General features: G+C 58.5%; 13 protein-coding genes. 7 read left to right on the plus strand and 6 right to left on the minus strand.

Going from position 1 to position 15,936, the window contains the following annotated elements; genetic code table 11:
* Positions 1-21: 21 nt before the first annotated feature.
* From yfiR to yfiB, 3 genes are read left to right on the plus strand one after another with little or no spacing between them, the layout of a single operon-like run.
* Positions 22-525 carry a regulatory sequestration protein YfiR gene (gene yfiR, locus D8B20_RS18845; RefSeq protein WP_261388105.1) on the plus strand — a complete coding sequence of 168 codons (504 nt, stop codon included), beginning with the start codon at positions 22-24 and terminating at the stop codon, positions 523-525.
* Between the two features lies 1 nt (position 526).
* The gene (dgcN, locus tag D8B20_RS18850) at positions 527-1,741 is read left to right on the plus strand and encodes a diguanylate cyclase DgcN/YfiN (protein ID WP_145891167.1); all 1,215 of its coding nucleotides are present in this window, start codon (positions 527-529) and stop codon (positions 1,739-1,741) included.
* Entirely contained in the window at positions 1,738-2,211 is a 474-nt protein-coding gene (yfiB, locus tag D8B20_RS18855) for an outer membrane lipoprotein YfiB (protein WP_145891169.1), read from the plus strand. Before dgcN ends, yfiB begins: the two co-directional genes overlap by 4 nt.
* Before the next feature lie 6 nt (positions 2,212-2,217).
* Here yfiB and uvsE read toward each other — a convergent pair whose 3' ends face one another.
* Positions 2,218-3,180: a UV DNA damage repair endonuclease UvsE gene (gene uvsE / locus D8B20_RS18860; RefSeq protein ID WP_145891172.1), complete on the minus strand. Its 963-nt coding sequence runs from the start codon at positions 3,178-3,180 to the stop codon at positions 2,218-2,220.
* A 105-nt stretch (positions 3,181-3,285) separates the two neighbouring features.
* Positions 3,286-5,316: a choline transporter gene (locus tag D8B20_RS18865; protein WP_145891174.1), complete on the minus strand. Its 2,031-nt coding sequence runs from the start codon at positions 5,314-5,316 to the stop codon at positions 3,286-3,288.
* A gap of 251 nt (positions 5,317-5,567) precedes the next feature.
* On the opposite strand from D8B20_RS18865, the gene betI reads away from it, so the two are divergent.
* Genes betI through betA form a run of 3 tightly spaced genes read left to right on the plus strand, consistent with a single transcriptional unit; the run spans position 5,568 to position 9,356 of the window.
* Entirely contained in the window at positions 5,568-6,164 is a 597-nt protein-coding gene (betI, locus tag D8B20_RS18870) for a transcriptional regulator BetI (protein WP_145891176.1), read from the plus strand.
* A 13-nt stretch (positions 6,165-6,177) separates the two neighbouring features.
* Positions 6,178-7,650, plus strand: coding sequence for a betaine-aldehyde dehydrogenase (gene betB / locus D8B20_RS18875; protein ID WP_145891178.1), 1,473 nt, complete (start codon positions 6,178-6,180; stop codon positions 7,648-7,650).
* 26 nt (positions 7,651-7,676) lie between these two features.
* Positions 7,677-9,356: a choline dehydrogenase gene (gene betA / locus D8B20_RS18880; protein WP_145891181.1), complete on the plus strand. Its 1,680-nt coding sequence runs from the start codon at positions 7,677-7,679 to the stop codon at positions 9,354-9,356.
* 414 nt (positions 9,357-9,770) lie between these two features.
* On the opposite strand, the gene D8B20_RS18885 is transcribed toward betA, so the two are convergent.
* A complete protein-coding gene (locus tag D8B20_RS18885) occupies positions 9,771-10,694 on the minus strand; it encodes a LysR family transcriptional regulator (RefSeq protein WP_145891183.1) in 924 nt (307 codons plus the stop codon).
* Positions 10,695-10,792: 98 nt separating this feature from the next.
* On the opposite strand from D8B20_RS18885, the gene aptA reads away from it, so the two are divergent.
* Positions 10,793-12,124, plus strand: a complete 1,332-nt coding sequence (aptA, locus tag D8B20_RS18890; protein ID WP_145891185.1) for an omega-aminotransferase AptA — start codon at positions 10,793-10,795, stop codon at positions 12,122-12,124.
* A 48-nt stretch (positions 12,125-12,172) separates the two neighbouring features.
* On the opposite strand, the gene biuH is transcribed toward aptA, so the two are convergent.
* The 3 genes from biuH to D8B20_RS18905 are packed head-to-tail and all read right to left on the minus strand — an operon-like array spanning position 12,173 to position 15,624.
* Positions 12,173-12,880, minus strand: a complete 708-nt coding sequence (gene biuH / locus D8B20_RS18895; protein WP_145891187.1) for a biuret amidohydrolase — start codon at positions 12,878-12,880, stop codon at positions 12,173-12,175.
* Positions 12,873-14,183 carry a purine-cytosine permease family protein gene (locus tag D8B20_RS18900; RefSeq protein WP_145891189.1) on the minus strand — a complete coding sequence of 437 codons (1,311 nt, stop codon included), beginning with the start codon at positions 14,181-14,183 and terminating at the stop codon, positions 12,873-12,875. The genes biuH and D8B20_RS18900 overlap by 8 nt, the downstream gene beginning before the upstream one ends.
* Entirely contained in the window at positions 14,176-15,624 is a 1,449-nt protein-coding gene (locus tag D8B20_RS18905; protein WP_145891191.1) for an amidase, read from the minus strand. The genes D8B20_RS18900 and D8B20_RS18905 overlap by 8 nt, the downstream gene beginning before the upstream one ends.
* Positions 15,625-15,936: the final 312 nt, after the last annotated feature.

The raw sequence follows: 15,936 nt of genomic DNA on the forward strand, positions 1-15,936 counted from the left end.
TTTCACCTCCTGTGCCGGCTGGTGCGTACCCTCTTCCTGCTGGGGTTATTTTCGTACCTGCCGGTTTCGGCAGCGGCACAGCAGGTAATAAAAGACGACCAGGCGAACCGGATTGTCAGCGGGATTATCAGTTTTACCCGCTGGCCTGCGTTACAGCAGGATCCTCAGCTCTGCGTATTCCCGTCTGCGCAGCATCTTTCGTTTCCACACGACACCCGCACCGCAGCCGTTCCTTTTAGCGTGGTCTGGCTGAATGACCGCCGTGAGGCCGCACAGCACCGCTGCGATGCGCTCTATTTCGGCGACGAGTCGCCGCAGCAACAAACCGAGCTGCTCGCCAGCCTGCCGGGTAAAGCGGTGCTGACCTTCGCCGAGCAGAATCCGGACTGTACCCGTGGTGCCGCATTTTGTCTGCTGTTCAGCGGTGGACATACCGGCTTTGCGGTGAATCTGGATTCGCTGGCGCGCAGTGGCGTCAGAGTCAGCCCGGATGTGCTGTTGCTGTCCCGTAAAGGAAGCAAATAAGATGAATTCCGCTATAACCCCCAACAATAAAACGTCAATCCGCAACAAGCTGCGTAAAATCAGCACCATTAATGCCGCGGTGATTTTACTGCTGTGCTGGCTGCTGCTGACGTCAACGTCGCTGTTATTCATTAAGCGCTATGAAAAACGTAATCTCGAACTGATCGCCACCACGCTGAGCACCAGCCTGACCGCCGCCACCGTCTTTGAAGACAGCTACGACGCGCATAACAAGATTGCGCTGCTGGGCGATCAGGGCATGTTCGCCTCTGCCCGGCTGGTGACGGATGAGAATACCGTGCTGGTCAACTGGCAGGACCGTCAGGAGCCGAGCGGCTGGTATCAGGATCAGTTACGTCGCTGGATCTATGTCCGGCCGCTGTCGGTGCCCATCAATCACGCCGAGAATCAGGTAGGCACCTTAACGCTGGCTGGCACGGTGAATGGCGCAGCCGATTTTATCCGTTATTCCGTGCTGATTCTGAGCTGTGGCATGGTCTGCGTGCTGGTGATCTCTTTCCTGATCAGCGAGTTTCTGCACCGGGGGATTCTGGTCTCGCTGCGCAATATCACCAGCGCCATCCACTACGTGATTCGCACCGGCGACTTTTCGCAGCGCATTCCGCGCAATCCGACGCGCGAGTTCCAGCTTTTCTCGGAGGATCTGAACTCCCTGCTGAGCGAGATGCAGACGCTGAAAGCCTCGCTGCTGCGTGACAACCGCTCCCTGGCCGCCAAAGCGCTGGAAGATCCGCTGACCGGGCTGGCTAACCGTTCCGCTTTTATTGCCCGTCTGGCGCAGCTGCTGGAGCAGCAGCACGCGCCGCGCGGCTTTGTGCTGCTGTTTCTGGATGGCGATCGCTTTAAATGTATCAATGACAGCTGGGGCCATGCCGCCGGTGATGAGGTGCTGAAAGCTATCGCCGGACGCCTGCTGGCGCTGACCTACCCGCAGGATGTGGTGGCACGGCTGGGCGGCGATGAGTTTGCCATGCTGATCACCAGCCGCACCGATCAGGGCGAATTACAGCAGTTAATCGAAGATATTCACGCTGCCATCGCTCAGCCCATTCATATTGCGGAAGAGAAACCAATTACCACGTCAGTGACCATCGGCTATGCCTGGTCGCAACAGGGAGATTCGGTGGCCTCCATTCTGGAGCGCGCCGATATGCATATGTATAAAAACAAAGGGATACGAGAGGAGCGGATATGAAACTGAAAATGTCTCTGCTGATGCTGGTGCTGGCGTGTGCCGGCTGTCAGTCATCAGGCCGTTTTAACGCGGCGCAAATTGCCGCTATGCAGCAGGCGGGTTTCACACAGAATGCCGAAGGCTGGGGGCTGGGGTTATCCGATAAAATTCTGTTTGGCGTTAACGAAGCGGACCTGACGCCCTCCAGTAAAGTCAGCATCAGCACGATGGCCCGTAACCTCGCCGCCACGGGGATTACCCACCTGCGCATTGACGGCCACACCGATAATTACGGTAAGCCTGACTACAATCAGCAGCTGTCGCTGAAGCGCGCCGATGCGGTCGCCCGCCAGTGGGCCGACGGCGCGGCCATTCCGCGCGCGAATATTGTTACGCGCGGCCTCGGCATGCGCGAACCGGTTGCCAGTAACAGCACCGCACAGGGACGGGCGCAGAATCGTCGCGTTGCCATTGTCATCACCGCGCCCTGAGCCGCGTTACGCTGCCCGCGCGCGACTGTATGCATACAGCTGGTCGCGCGCCAGATTCTTCATTTTCACTTCACACATGATATCGAAAGGCGTAAAGGACAGCGCCCAGTCATTGAGCGTCGGATTAAAGAAGTAATCCGAATGGGCGCGCAGCTTCGGCTTTGACGCACTCAGCGCATTCTGGTCAGGGAAGCCGCTTTCCGGAATCAACCCCTCCTGCGGGATCGAGTAGTGCAGAACCGGCCGGACGCCGCGCCAGGATTCGAGGATCAGCGCGATACGCGGGTCATCCGGCATAATGTGCTGATTCTCCTTTACCCAGTGATGATGGATATCCAGCACCACCGGACACAGCTGGCGCGCCTGCAGCACATCATCCAGCGCACAGGAGATCTCATCGTTCTCCACCGTCAGCATGTTACGGGCTTCCGGGCTCAGGCGCTGAAACGCCGCAGTAAAGCCGTCAATGCCTTTTTTGCCGTTCATGTGAATATTGATTTTGAAATCCTGGAACTGCCGACCGTAGCCCATCAGCACGGCGCAGGTGGCATGATACTCCACATCCTCAATCGCTCTGTCGACGACGCCGTCATTATCAGAGGCCAGCACCGTGTACTGGCCGGGATGGAAGGACAACCGGATAGCGTGTTGCCGGGCAAACTCACCGCAGCGCTGCAGCAACGGTTGCAGATCGCTGAGCATGTCGCCGTAGAGCTGGGTGGCCTGCGGCACCGTATAGAGCGGCAGCAGATCGCTGCCAATACGCATCATTCGCAACGCTTCCGGCTCCGTGGCCAGCTGTTCCAGCGTGCGATACAGGTTTTGCAGGTTATTACGCGCCAGCTCAAACAACAGCGTTGTGGCGGCATCGGTTTCCATGCCCAGAAAGCGCGTGCGGGTGGTGCTTTTGAATGGATAAGGCTGTTTAGCCTCGTGATCGAAATACTTACACGCGAAACCTAATTTCATCTCTTTCCCCTTCAGACTGACTAACTAGTCTAGCTGCCGTTGCGCATTGTGCGCGGAAAGGCGCGGGAAAAAGCGCGGGCAGCCGGCTGGCGGCTGCCCGAAGGTTCAGATGCCCGGATAAGTAATATTGCTGCCCGGGGCTTCACGGTGCAGATGGATAAAGTTCAGATGACGCTCGTACTGGTCGAGAATATCGATGATCACCTGCTCTTTGTTGTAATCCATCAGATCATTGCCCTGGCTGCCCTCCAGCAGGAAGGTTTCCAGACGGAAATAATGCGATTTACCGCTGCGGGCGCGATAGGTAAAGCCCGGTACCGAGTACTGCTGCGGCCAGACCTGATAGACAAAGTCCTGCTCCTCGCCCAGATCCACGCGCAGGTCCAGATGGCCCAGCGGCTGGCCCTCTGCGGCTGCTACGTTCTCCAGCGAAACGCGGGCTCCGCGCAGTTCCAGCTCCTTCGCCACATCCTGCATCGCCGGGAAGATCACCGTCTCCATCATTTGCTGGGTATAGCGCGTGCCGGGATAGTTCATCAGGCGCGACAGCCGTTTTTTCCAGCTGCGGCGGTCGTTACTGGCGGCGATATAAGGCGCGGTTTCGCGGCTGGCGCTGGCGCGGCGATGATCTTCCACCTTCAGCGATTTATACAGTCCAGCCATGACAAAGAAAATCACAAAGCTGAACGGCAGGCCCATGATCACCGTGGTGTTCTGCAGCGCCGAAATCCCGTTGGTCATCAGCATGCCCATGGTCAGCACCCCGATGGCGATGGACCAGAAGATACGCAGCCAGTTGGGCGCGTCGCTGTTGATATCCTTGAGTTTCGACGTGAAGTTACCCAGCACCAGCGAACCGGAATCCGCCGAGGTGACATAAAACAGCATACCGGTAATCGTGGCGACCGATGCACTGAACTTAAACGCCGGATACTGCGCCAGCAGGCTGTAGAAGCCACGTTCGGCATGCGCCATCACTTCCTGAGCAAAACCGGCGTCGCCGTGAATGATTTCGTACAGCGCGGCATTACCAAACACCGACAGCCACAGCAGGGTGAAAGTAAACGGAATGATCAGCGTACCCAGCACAAATTCGCGAATGGTACGGCCACGCGAGATACGCGCCAGGAACAGCCCCACGAACGGCGACCATGCCACCCACCAGGCCCAGAAGAACAGCGTCCAGCTGTTCATCCACTGCACCGGACGATCAAAGGCAAAGGTGTTCAGCGTCATACCCATAAAACGGTTGATGTAATCGCCGACATTCAGCACCAGTGCATTGAGCAGAAAATCGGTTTTGCCCATAAACAGCACAAACAGAATCAGCCCGAGCGCCAGCGCGACGTTGAGTTCCGATAAAATACGGATGCCCTTATCCACACCCGAGGTGACGGAAATCGTAGCGATGACCACCGACAGCACAATCAGCGCCATCTGCGCCGTCAGCCCTTCCGGCACGTCAAACAGCACTTTCAGCCCGTAGTTAAGCTGTACCACACCAATACCCAGCGTGGTGGCAATACCGAAGATGGTGCCAATCACGGCGGCGATGTCCACCGTGTGACCAATCGGCCCATTAATGCGCTTACCAAAAATCGGGTAAAGCGCGGAGCGAATCGTCAGCGGCAGGTTGTAGCGGTAGCTGAAATAACCCAGCGCGATGCCCATCAGCGCGTACATTGACCAGCCGGTTACGCCGTAGTGGAACAGCGTCCACACCATGGCCTGACGGGCGGCTTCCAGCGTCTGCCCGGCGCCTTCCGGCGGCTGCATATACTGCGTGACCGGCTCTGCCACGGAGAAAAACATCAAATCGATACCGATGCCGGCCGCGAACAGCATCGCTGACCAGCTCAGCAGGCTGAACTCCGGTTTGGACTGTTCCGGCCCGAGCTTGATCGCGCCATAGCGCGAACAGGCCATGTAAATCACAAAGACGATGTAGAGCGTGGCGGCCAGCATGTAATACCAGCCAAAGGTGGACGACACCCAGTTGACCGCCGTCTGAATCCAGCCCGCGGCCAGATCGCTATAGAGAATGGTGACAAGTGAAAACGTCAGAATCAGTCCGGCCGAGGTAAAAAACACCACGGGATTGATTCTGTCTTTTTCACTGGCAGGTGGATTAATCATCGGTTACCTCTGGTTAATTTCCTGTAATAACACATAAAAATAAGACGACCTGTGCATCAGGCCTTGTTGTTTTACTTCCTGTTTTCTCCTCAGGGCGGTTAAGCACGGTGATAAATCGCTAGCAAGCGTAGCGCACCGTTTGGCTTTTGTAACAAACGAAGCACAGTACTCTAACAACTTTCTTTTTTATATTGAACGTGCAATCAAAAAAAGTTTTAATAGTGTTCTAACATTGAGGTGGAGCTGGAGTCATGCCAAAGGTGGGAATGCAGCCGATTCGTCGTCGGCAGCTGATTGATGCAACGCTGAGCACGATTAACGAGGTGGGGATCAACGACGCGACGATTGCGCAGATTGCGCGCCGTGCCGGGGTCTCGACCGGCATCATCAGCCACTATTTCAGGGATAAGAACGGGCTGCTGGAGGCCACCATGCGTGACGTCACGCGTCAGCTGCGTGATGCCGTTGCCGCCCGACTGAAACCTCTGGCGAACGCCAGCACCGAAGCGCGCCTGCTGGCCATTGTTGAGGGTAACTTTGATGAAACCCAGGTACACAGCGCCGCGATGAAGGCCTGGCTGGACTTCTGGGCAAGCAGCATGCATCAGCCGCAGCTTGGTCGCCTGGAACGGGTCAGCAGCCGCCGCTTGTTTTCCACGCTGGTGGCAGAGTTTCGCCGCGAAATCCCGCGCGAACAGGCCCGGCTGGCGGCGCACGGCCTGGCCTCACTCATCGATGGCCTGTGGCTGCGCGCCGCGCTGAGCGGTAAGCCGTTCAATCTGGCGATAGCCAGAACGCTCACCACCCAATTCATTCGTCAGCAACTGGCTGGCACACCGAATCACTGAGGAAGGAGAAACCATGTCCCGATTCACCGAACAGCAGCTGTACATTGATGGTAAATACGTTCCGTCCGCTGCGGGCAACACTTTTCAGACCATCAACCCGGCCAATGGCGACGTTCTGGCCGAGGTGCACGAAGCAGAACAGACGGATGTTGATCGCGCGGTTGCCGCAGCCAGAAAAGGCCAGAAAATCTGGGCGGCGATGACGGCAATGGAGCGTTCACGCATTCTGCGTCGCGCTGTGGACATCCTGCGTGCGCGCAACGATGAGCTGGCAGAGCTGGAAACGCTGGACACCGGTAAACCCTTCAGCGAAACCCAGGCAGTGGATATTGTCACCGGCGCTGACGTGCTGGAGTACTACGCCGGGCTGATTCCGTCACTGGAAGGTCAGCAGATCCCGCTGCGTGATACCTCATTCGTGTATACCCGCCGTGAACCGCTGGGCGTGGTGGCGGGTATCGGCGCATGGAACTACCCGATTCAGATTGCCCTGTGGAAATCTGCGCCTGCGCTGGCGGCCGGTAACGCGATGATCTTTAAACCCAGCGAAGTTACACCGCTGACGGCGCTGAAGCTGGCGGAAATCTACAGCGAAGCGGGCGTTCCCGACGGCGTATTTAACGTGCTGAACGGACGCGGCGCGGTGACAGGCCAGCTGCTGACGGATCACCCGGGCATCGATAAAGTCTCTTTCACCGGTGGCGTGGCCAGCGGGAAAAAGGTGATGGCAAATGCGGCCAGCTCGACGCTGAAAGAGGTCACGATGGAGCTGGGCGGCAAATCACCGCTGATTATTTTTGATGATGCCGATCTCGATCTGGCAGCAGACATTGCGATGATGGCCAACTTCTACAGTTCGGGCCAGGTGTGCACCAACGGCACCCGCGTGTTTGTGCCGGCAAAATGGCAGGCGGTGTTTGAAGAGAAAATTGCCGCTCGCGTGGCGCGTATCAAAGCGGGCGATCTGAACGATCCGGCGACCAACTTCGGCCCGCTGGTGAGCTTCCCGCACCGGGATAACGTTATGCGCTATATCGAAACCGGCATCAGTGAAGGTGCACGCCTGCTGTGCGGCGGCAAGCGCATGCAGGGTGCCGCGTTCGACAAAGGCGCATGGGTGGAACCCACCGTGTTCACCGATTGCCGCGACGACATGACCATTGTGCGTGAAGAGATCTTCGGCCCGGTGATGTCCATCCTGACCTACGAAAGCGAAGACGAAGTGGTACGCCGCGCCAACGATACCGAATACGGACTGGCCGCCGGCATTGTGACCAACGACCTTAACCGCGCGCATCGCGTGATTCATCAGCTGGAAGCCGGCATTTGCTGGATCAACACCTGGGGTGAATCCGCAGCTGAAATGCCGGTGGGCGGCTATAAGCATTCAGGCATCGGCCGTGAAAACGGCGTAATGACACTGCAAAACTATACCCAGGTGAAATCGGTACAGGTCGAGATGACCCGTTTCCAGTCAGTATTTTAATCACGCTTAAACCTGAGGAGCGACGAATGGAATTTGATTACATCATTATCGGAGCCGGATCCGCAGGCAACGTTTTGGCTACCCGACTGACCGAAGACAGCAACGTTAATGTGCTGCTGCTGGAAGCTGGCGGCCCGGATTACCGTTTCGATTTTCGCACGCAGATGCCTGCGGCGCTGGCTTACCCATTACAGGGAAAACGCTATAACTGGGCGTATGAAACCGAACCTGAGCCCTACATGAATAACCGCCGGATGGAGTGCGGACGCGGCAAAGGCCTGGGCGGCTCATCGCTGATCAACGGTATGTGCTACATCCGCGGCAACGCGATGGATCTGGATAACTGGGCGCAGCAGCCGGGGCTGGAGCGCTGGAGCTATCTCGACTGCCTGCCCTACTACCGTAAATCGGAAACGCGCGACATTGGCGCGAACGATTATCACGGCGGCGACGGTCCGGTCAGCATTACCACCTGCAAACCGGACAACAACCCGCTGTTTGCCGCCATGATTGAAGCCGGTGTTCAGGCGGGTTACCCGCGCACCGAGGATCTGAACGGCTATCAGCAGGAAGGGTTTGGGCCGATGGACCGCTTTGTTACGCCGCAGGGTCGCCGCTCCAGCACCGCGCGTGGCTATCTGGACATGGCAAAAACGCGCCCGAATCTGAAAATTATTACGCATGCCACCACCGATCGGATTCTGTTCGACGGCAAACGCGCCGTCGGCGTTCAGTATCTGCAGGGCGGCAGCGACACCTCACATACCGTGCATGCGCGTCGCGAAGTGCTGCTGTGCGCCGGTGCTATCGCCTCGCCGCAGATCCTGCAGCGTTCCGGTGTGGGTGATGCTGCACTGCTGAAAAAATTCGATATCCCGCTGGTGCACGACCTGCCTGGCGTGGGTGAAAACCTGCAGGACCACCTGGAAATGTACCTGCAGTATGAATGTAAAGAGCCGGTGTCCCTCTATCCGGCGCTGAAGTGGTGGAATCAGCCGAAAATCGGTGCGGAGTGGCTGTTCAAAGGCACCGGTATTGGTGCCAGCAACCAGTTCGAAGGCGGTGGATTTATCCGCAGCCGGGAAGAGTTTACCTGGCCGAATATTCAGTACCACTTCCTGCCGGTGGCGATTAACTACAACGGCTCCAATGCGGTGGAAGCGCACGGTTTCCAGTGCCACGTCGGTTCAATGCGCTCACCCAGCCGCGGCCACGTGCGGATTAAATCGCGCGATCCGCGCCGTCATCCGGCGATTCTGTTCAACTACATGTCGCATGAGCAGGACTGGCATGAATTCCGTGATGCGATTCGCATCACCCGCCAGATCATCAATCAGCCGGCGCTGGACAAATATCGCGGTCGCGAAATCAGCCCGGGCATTGATTGCCAGACCGACGAGCAGCTGGATGAGTTTGTCCGTAACCACGCTGAAACCGCCTATCATCCGTGCGGCACCTGTAAAATGGGCAATGATGCGATGGCCGTCGTCGATGGCGAAGGTCGGGTGCACGGTGTGGAAGGCCTGCGCGTGGTGGATGCCTCTATCATGCCGCTGATCATCACCGGTAATCTCAACGCCACCACCATTATGATTGGCGAGAAGATTGCGGATAACATCCGCGGGCGCCAGCCGCTGCCTCGCAGCACGGCGGATTACTTCGTTGCCGGCGATCGTCCGGTACGCGGTGAGCCGATGCGGGCATAACGTATTTCAGGGCAGCTTTATGCTGCCCTGCTTTTTTTCAGCCGGATGTTTCCCCAGCCTCACGCTGAGCGAGCGCTGTGATGCAACCTGCTTCTTGTTGTTTTATAAAATCTGCCCCTGCTCTGCTGCTTCTGCCCTGCCCGGCTGTTTCTGCTTCTGCTCGCACCTGCTTTACTGCTTCTGCCCTGCCTGACTGTTTCTGCCTCTGCTCGTACCTGCTTTGCTGCTTCTGCCCTGCCTGCTGTTTCTGCCTCTGCTCGCACCTGCTTTGTTCTGCCCTGCCTGCTGTCTCTGCCCTGCTTCACTGTTTCTATCCTGCCCCGCCGCCCCTGCGTTTTCTGGCTAGCCCACAGGCCGCACTGTCCCAGAGTTTCATTGATACATTAATAGTATGTTGTAACTACAAAAACCAGATCAGCCGGTCAGGCTTGTGGACGGTAAGGTAAGCGCCTGCATAAATCGTTCAAGAATGGCGTTGTGACGCTGCCCCTGACGCCTTACCAGTGCAATAGTGCTGCTATATCGCAGCTGTTCGGGTGCAATAGCGCGCATCAGCTTTTTTTCCACCCACTGCGCAGCGTAGTGGTCCGGCAGAAAACCGATAAAGCGACCGGTCAGGATCAGGAAGGCGATCCCCTCGCGATCGGAAGCGGTCGCCGTGCACGTCAGCGATTGCTGCAGCTGCATGGCTTCTGCCGGCGTGCGAAATGCTGGCGCAACCGCATCATAATGGCTCAGCGCTTCTGCCTTTGCGGTGGCCGCTGTGCCGAACAGCGCATGCTCACGGCTGCAGTAAAGCTGGGAAATTTCTTCATACAGCGGCGTATAAACCAGCCCGGAAACCGGTGCGGTCAGCGGCAGCGCGCCGGCGTGCAGCCGGCCATCCATCAGCCCGCGCTCAATCTCAGCCGCCGTCAACATGCTGATGTTGATATGAATTTCTGAACCGTCGTCGCGCAGGGCATCCAGCGCATCGGTAATTTGCATCCGCGGCTGCGTGACCAGATTGTTGATAATGCCGATGTTGAACTCGCCACGCAGATGTTTGTGCATCTGATTCACCTGCTGGCGGAAATTTTCCACCGCCGCCATCATGCTTTCGCTGTGACGCAGAATCTCCCGCCCTTCATCGGTGAGCGCAAAGCCGGCGCGGCCGCGCTGACACAAACGCATGCCCAGCCGTTTTTCCAGATCGCTCATATGCAGGCTGATGGCCGATCGGGTAATGCCCAGCACGCTTTCCGCTGCTGTGAAACTGCCGCACTCCACAACGGTTTTAAACATTCTCAGCAGCCGAAGGTCAAAATCCGTGATCTGCCCCAGCGATTTCGCTTTCATATAGGTGAGTTAATCCATAACTGAACATGAGTTGTTAAGGATTTAACTCAACTAAGCATTGATTGCAAACTGCCCGCAGGCTTACCGGAGAAAACATCATGTCTGATTCCGTCAACACGGCTTCATTAAACCTGCAGGCGCACTGGATGCCGTTCAGTGCTAACCGGCAATTCCAGCGCGATCCCCGTTTTATCGTGGCGGCAGAGGGCCGCTGGCTGACGGACGATAAAGGCCGTCAGATTTATGACAGCCTGTCCGGTCTGTGGACCTGCGGCGCAGGCCATACGCGCAGTGAAATTCAGGCCGCTGTGGCAAAACAACTCGGCACGCTGGATTACTCACCCGGCTTTCAGTATGGCCATCCCCTCTCCTTTCGTCTGGCAGATCGCATTGCTCAACTGATGCCGGGCGATCTTAATCACGTATTTTTTACCGGTTCGGGTTCAGAGTCGGCGGATACGGCCGTAAAAATGGCGCGGGCCTACTGGCGAGCCAAAGGCCTGCCTGCCAAAACCCGGCTGATTGGCCGCGCGCGTGGCTATCATGGCGTGAACATTGGCGGCACCAGTCTTGGCGGCATTGGCGGTAACCGTAAAATGTTCGGTCAGTTTATGGAAGTTGACCATCTGCCCCATACGCTGCAAAGCCATCTTGCTTTTACGCCAGGTCAGGCGGAGAGCGGCGGCGTGGCGCTGGCGGATGAGATGCTTAAACTGATTGAGCTGCACGACGCGGCAAACATCGCCGCGCTGATCGTCGAACCGCTCTCCGGTTCAGCAGGCGCGATTGTCCCGCCCAAAGGGTATCTGCAGCGGCTGCGAGAGATTTGTACGCAGCACAATATCCTGCTGATCTTTGATGAGGTTATCACCGGTTTTGGCCGCATGGGTCGCTGGAGCGGCGCGGACTATTTCGGCGTAACGCCGGATCTGCTGAACTTCGCCAAGCAGATCACCAATGGTGCGATTCCGCTGGGCGGTGTGGTAGCCAGCGCGGAGATTTATCACACCTTTATGTCACAGTCGCTGCCGGAACACGCGGTTGAGTTTGCGCATGGTTATACCTATTCAGCGCATCCGGTGGCCTGCGCCGCCGCGCTGGCCACGCTGGATGTGCTGGAGCAGGACGCGCTCATCGCCCGCTCGGCGGAGCTGGCCGCGCCGTTTGAACGCGCGCTGCATGGGTTGCGTTCCTGCCCGCACGTGGTGGATATTCGCAACTGTGGCCTGGTCGGTGCCATTCAGCTGGCACCGCGCGACAACGACGCGACGGTACGCCCGTTTGAAGCCGGTATGGCGCTGTGGAAAGCCGGATTTTACGTACGCTTTGGTGGCGATACGCTGCAGTTCGGCCCGATGTTCAATGCCCAGCCTGCCGAACTGGATCGGCTGTTTGACGCCGTGGGCGAAGCGCTGCATCAGGTCAGTTAACCTTACCGACAAGTGCAAGCAGGCGACCCACCCGGGCCGCCTCTGTCTCTACCCGACCCGCACCGCAGGTTGCGGATTGAGCGCGGCCAGCAGCGTTGCCGACGAGGCAACCGCACCGAAAATGCCGCCCTGCATATGAATCATGCTGAGCGCGGCTTCATGATGATGCCGCTCGGTGGCTGCGCAGCAATCGGACAGCACCAGACACTCGAAACCGCGATCGTTAGCTTCCCGCAGCGTCGTGTGCACGCAGACATCCGTGGTTATCCCGGTGATGATCAGGTTGCGGATTCCCTGACTCCGCAAAATCAGCTCCAGATCGGTGGCGTAAAACGATCCTTTACCCGGTTTATCAATGATCACCTCACCCGGTAATGGGGCCAGCTCCGGGATGATCTCCCAGCCCGGTTCACCGCGCACCAGTATTCGCCCGCACGGCCCGGCTGCGCCGATCTCGGCGTGCATGCGCCTGGAGCGCCAGCGCTTGTTGGCAGGCAGGTCACTCAGATCCGGGCGATGCCCTTCGCGGGTATGAATCACCGGAAAGCCCCGCTCACGCAGGCAGGCCAGTACCCGCTGCAGAGGTTCGATCGGTGCCCGCGTCAGGGCAATATCGTAGCCCATGCTGTCAACGTATCCCCCTTTGCCGCAGAAATCAGTCTGCATATCAATGATCAGCAGCGCGGTGTCGTCTGCTGAGCAGCCGCCGTCAAACGGCCAGGCATAAGGTGTGGAATCGATCTGATAATCAGACATTGTTCTTCTCCAGCTGCGGTAAGGGGTTTTCACCTTTTCGTTTAACGATCAGCGTATAGCTCAGTCCGGCGGTCAGCAGCCCGATCACCGCTTCACCCGCCTGTGGAAAGGCCACATGCGCGATCACTGCGCAGAGGCTGCCGATCGCCCAGCCGGCAAAGGCGCTGCCGCGCAGACGGCGCGCCGGACGCTGCTCACTGCTGCGCGCCATGAAAATCAGATCGACAATCATGACTGCACCAAACGGCGGTACCACAATGCCCAGCAGGCTAAGCCATTCAAGGAAGTACGACCACACCCCGGCCAGCGCCAGCGCGCCGCCGATGGCCCCGAGGATCACCGTCCATAAACGCATCCTGCTCTGGAACAGGTGGCTAAAACCCACGGCTCCGTTATACAGGCAGTGCGTACACACCGATCCAAGGTTGATAAACACAAACAGAAACGCCACCACCGAGAGCAGCGTGCCATGACCCATCAGCAGCGGCAGAAAGTTACCGCCGTTGGTCAGCGGGTCCACCGCCGCACCGGCGGCAACAATCACCACGCCAAAGAGGTAGGCGATCACGTTTGCCAGCGGAAACGCGGAAAAGGCGGCGATGACCGCGGATTTACCATTTCCCGACCAGCGGGTGAAATCGGCGGTCATGGTGCCGGAATCAGCAAAGCCGGCGATCACCATGGTAACGGCGGTTCCCATACTCATCACGCCCGCCGCGGTGGTACTGCCCTGCCAGTGCGTAATCACACTTAGATCGTGCTGCTGCGCCACCAGCCAGAGCGCCACCAGCCCCAGCACCACAAACAGCGGCGCGGCGATCATCCCGAGTACGGAGAGCGCGCGCACGCCGAGGAAAGTGACCCCGGTATACAGCACCATGGCGAAGGCGGTCACGGCCAGCGCGTTCCAGCCAAAGGTCTGCTCGATCACCGTGCCGGTCAAGCCGGTCTGGAAGGCATACCAGCCAATCACCACGGTTGAGAGAAAGCCGGAAACCAGTATGTAGCCTTTGCTGCCAAAGGTTCGTCTGGCCTGCAGCGCAAAGTTCATGCCGGTGTGGCCGGCAAACCAGCTCAGCGCACCGACATAGGCAAACAGCACCAGGTTGCCCAGCAGAATCGCCAGCAGCGCAGGCCAGAAGCCGAGATGCCAGGTGATAATGCCGCCAAACAGCGCGTTGGTCAGGATCATCGGAAAACCAAACCACACCGCAGCAACCGCGCCGGTGGAATGACGATGGCTGAGCGGTACCGGCTCGTGTTCAAACTCCTGCTCCAGCGCAGGTGATGGGGTATTATGCATGAACGCCTCCGAAAACAGCGGGGTAACGGTGATTCCAGGGTTGGGTGTGCTCAAACGCGGCACTTGCCGCCAGCACCAGGCCGTCATCCAGATGACGCCCGACGATTTGCATACCGACCGGCAAGCCGCTGGCGGTGAAACCGGCCGGCACCGAAGCAGCCGGCTGGCCGGTGAAGTTGAACGGGAAGCAGAAAGAGAGCCAGTGATCGCTACTCACCATCCGGCCATCAATGACTTCCGGCCCCTGCATATGCAGGGCAAACGGTGGCACAGAGAGGGTGGGTGAAAGCAGCAGGTCATAACGCTGCATAAAGCGCCACAGCTGATTGCACACCTTTTTGCGTACGGTGCTGGCATCGGTAAACTGCTCCGCCCGCCAGTCGCGCTGCAGCAGCGCACGCAGGTGCGGTGACATGCGAGCCCCCAGCTGTTGCGCCAGCTGCCGCATCCCGCTGAGGTCGCTCTCCTGCGCCACCAGCGCTGCAAAGGCGGCGCTTTCATCGCTGATGCCGGGATCCACTTCTTCCAGCTCTGCCCCGATATCGGCGGCAAAGCGGCGCGCCGCTGCCGCGATCAGCTGGCGGACTTCCGGGTCGACCGCGATATAGCCAAAATCCGCGCTGAAGGCGATACGCAATCCGCTAAGCGGTTTGTCCAGACTACCCAGCCAGTCAATGTCGCTGCACGGAATCGATTGCCGGTCACGCATGTCCGGTCCGGCCATCACCGACATCATCAGCGCGCTGTCGCGTACGGTGCGGCTCATGGGGCCAATGTGCTCCAGCGATGCCCAGCTGGAGACGCCGGGATAACGTTCATCGCGACAGCCCGGCCACAGCGGCACGCGCCCCATCGAGGCTTTCAGACCATATACGCCGCAGTGCGCGGCCGGAATACGCACTGAACCGCCCCCGTCGCTGCCCAGCGCGATCGGACACAGCCGCGCGGCCAGTGCGGCACCGGAACCGGCGCTGGACCCGCCGGGGGTTTTATCGGTGTCCCACGGATTGCGCGGTGAGGGAAACAGTGGGTTATGCCCGACTCCGCTGTAACCAAATTCCGGCGCGGTGGTTTTGCCCAGCAGAATGGCGTCGGCGGCCAGCAGGCGCTCAACCGTAATATCATCCTCCTGCGGTACAAATCCGGCATAAGCCGCCGATCCGGACGTGGTTGTTACGCCTGCGGTGCAGATTAAATCTTTTACCGCCAGCGGCACGCCGGCCAGCGCCCCCAGCGCCTCACCGCGCGCGCGTTTTGCGTCAACCGCCTGCGCCTGTGCCAGCGCCCGTTCCGGTGTGGCGGTACAGAAAGCCTTGATCAGCGGTTCACGCTGCGCCATGCGGTCGATGGCCGCCTGCGTCAGTTCGCGGGCAGAGAGATCGCCGCAGCGGATTAATCCCGCCAGCGTGGTGGCATCTTCATCCAGTAGTGCATCAAACATGGGCGTTTTCCCGATTCTGAAAGGTATCGGAAACATTGCACTATGCGTGCCAGTTATCGGCTCACCGTGCGGCGCAGATGGCCAGGCCAGACGGGATACGCGCCTGGATACAAGATGGAATACTTATGGCTGTGCGCGGGCGTGGCCTGCGGCAGCGGTGCACAAAAATGACGCAGCGCTGCACCAGAAACTATTGGAAAGTGCTAAACACCCTTTCCAGAAAAGCAGCCACACACAGCCTGACTGGCGGGAAAGTTTTCGCCTGCAGCATTCCTCTGCCAGACTGATAACCTGGTGAACGAAAAGGGACAG

The organism is Candidatus Pantoea soli (assembly GCF_007833795.1).
GTDB classification, from domain to species: domain Bacteria; phylum Pseudomonadota; class Gammaproteobacteria; order Enterobacterales; family Enterobacteriaceae; genus Pantoea; species Pantoea soli.